Source organism: Plectonema cf. radiosum LEGE 06105, from assembly GCF_015207665.1.
GTDB classification, from domain to species: Bacteria; Cyanobacteriota; Cyanobacteriia; order Cyanobacteriales; family Nostocaceae; genus Rivularia; species Rivularia radiosa_A.
In genome coordinates, this window is record NZ_JADEWL010000289.1 from 1 (window position 1) to 2119 (window position 2119).

General features: G+C 37.4%; 2 protein-coding genes and 1 pseudogene. 1 reads left to right on the forward strand and 2 read right to left on the reverse strand.

Annotation, left to right across the window (positions count from 1 at the left end; all coding sequences use genetic code 11):
- Positions 1-208: 208 nt before the first annotated feature.
- The gene (locus tag IQ247_RS32005; protein ID WP_193926216.1) at positions 209-1063 is read right to left on the reverse strand and encodes an alpha/beta fold hydrolase; all 855 of its coding nucleotides are present in this window, start codon (positions 1061-1063) and stop codon (positions 209-211) included.
- Positions 1064-1236: 173 nt separating this feature from the next.
- Between IQ247_RS32005 and IQ247_RS32010 the strand changes: the two genes are divergently transcribed.
- Positions 1237-1704, forward strand: coding sequence for a GNAT family N-acetyltransferase (locus tag IQ247_RS32010; protein WP_193926217.1), 468 nt, complete (start codon positions 1237-1239; stop codon positions 1702-1704).
- Between the two features lie 128 nt (positions 1705-1832).
- Here IQ247_RS32010 and IQ247_RS32015 read toward each other — a convergent pair.
- Positions 1833-2119, reverse strand: a pseudogene (locus IQ247_RS32015) (photosystem II q(b) protein); the annotation flags it as partial.

Genomic DNA, 2119 nt, shown 5'->3' on the forward strand with positions numbered 1-2119 from the left:
CCCAGAGCGGTTCTCTGACAAGCTAGGAAAAATTAACCAGATAGCTGTCTCCTCGGAGTCCGGGCAAAAAGTTAATTCTAATTCCTAGCCAGAATCCCCGCAACTTTAGTTCGGGGAGATGGCTCAAGAACAATTATATATCTTGTTTGGAGCCATATTCTCCCAAAGCTGCAAATAAAAAGACTGAGTAGGGATAAATTAAACGAAATCAAGTACTCAAAAAGTCTCGCATATACTGATTTACTAACTGTGGCTGTTCTTGCTGTATCCAGTGGCTACAGTTAGGAATATATTTAATTTGGAAGTCTTTTACATAGGCTTCGGTACCATAAGTTAATTCTTTTCCTAATGCAGTATCCTCTTCTCCCCAAATCATTAAAGTTGGAACTTCCAGAATGCTCCAATTTCGATTAAACATTGGTGAACTCAAAATATTCCGGTAATAATTTATCATTGATGTTAAAGCTCCACGTTTAGCAGCAGCGTCTTTATAAGCATCAATATCTTCTTTACTGAAAACACTTTTATTAATTGCCATACCTTTAAAAGCATTTTCAATAAACTGATAGTCTTGAGCTTGGAGAAATAATTCAGGAATTAAAGGTAGTTGAAAAAAGAACATATACCAACTACGTAATAATTGCTGAGGAGTTCGTAAACCTTCCGAGAATTTAGCAAGATGGGGACAATTCATAATAATTAATCGTTCTACCATCTCTGGATTATCGTAAGCAAAATTCCACGCAATTGCTCCTCCCCAATCGTGCGCTACCAGCACGCACTTTTCATATCCCAATCCTCTAATAATACCTTCTACATCGCGAACTAATTCATTCATCACATAAGCAGACTGCGATGCAGGTTTTTCGCTATCGTTATAACCGCGTAAATCGGGTGCAACTACTTTAAAATTTGAAGCAAATTCTGGAATTTGATGCCTCCACGAGTACCAAAACTCCGGGAAACCGTGAAGCATTAACATTAAAGGACCACTTCCTTGGGTTACGTAGTGCAGGTTTACCCCATTAGTTACGATGCATTCGTGTTGCCAAAAACCTTCCATAACATTTAGTTGAGATTTAGTTGAGACTATTTGCTTATCTTACTGGGAGAAGGGGACAAGGGAATAAACAAAGAAGAGTCTTTAACAAAAATCAAGTAATAGTCCCGATATTTTACGTTGCTTTATAATAGATGATTAATTTAGATTATTAATTATTTTATATTCCAGCATGGATGATTTTAATCAGAAAAATAAATCCTGAAGATATCGAACAGTTTTTTTTATGGCGAGATGCAGATATTTACATTCAAAATATACTGCGAAGAGAGGTTATGGAACACAAAGAAGGAAAGCGGGTTATCTTTATAGCTTTAATTAATTCAACTATTGTAGGAACTGTACAACTTGTTCCTCAACATGATGACATTGAATTGGCAGATGGAAATTCTACTACTTACTTACAATCGCTTCTAGTGGATCGGAATTATAGAAGACAGGGAATCGGTTATAGTCTCATCCAAGCTGTTGAATTTGAAGCAATAAACCGTAATTTTCACCGCTTAACTATTATGGTGGAATTAGATAACTCGGTAGCTTTGAAACTTTATCAAAAGGCGGGCTTTTCTTTTTTTAAAAATTCAAATAATATGTGGGGAGGTATTGAATATTGTGTTATCTGTTTGGAAAAAAGTTTGCTTTAAAAGCTTATACCAAAATTATCTGAATAATTATAATTCTACAGCAAAAAACGCCCCCCGATTACTCGGAAGGCGTTTTCTATATTTGGTAAAGACGCGAACCGTTGCGTCTCTACACTATTATTTAATTATTAACCGTTGATTGCGGGAGCGCTAATTGCAACAGGTGCTGCATCAGCAGCAGCTAAATCCAAGGGGAAGTTGTGAGCGTTACGCTCGTGCATTACTTCCATACCCAAGTTAGCTCTGTTCAATACATCTGCCCAGGTGTTGACTACACGACCACTAGAGTCGATTACAGACTGGTTGAAGTTGAAACCGTTCAAGTTGAAAGCCATGGTGCTGACTCCCAAAGCGGTAAACCAAATACCTACTACAGGCCAAGCTGCTAAGAAGAAGTGCAAGCTACGGCTGTTGT

What these genes read in the sequence shown, in the direction of transcription:
- IQ247_RS32005 (WP_193926216.1), bottom strand. Translation starts at nt 1,063, where the DNA reads ATGGAAGGTTTTTGGCAACACGAATGCATCGTAACTAATGGGGTAAAC.
- IQ247_RS32010 (WP_193926217.1), top strand. Translation starts at nt 1,237, where the DNA reads ATGATTTTAATCAGAAAAATAAATCCTGAAGATATCGAACAGTTTTTT.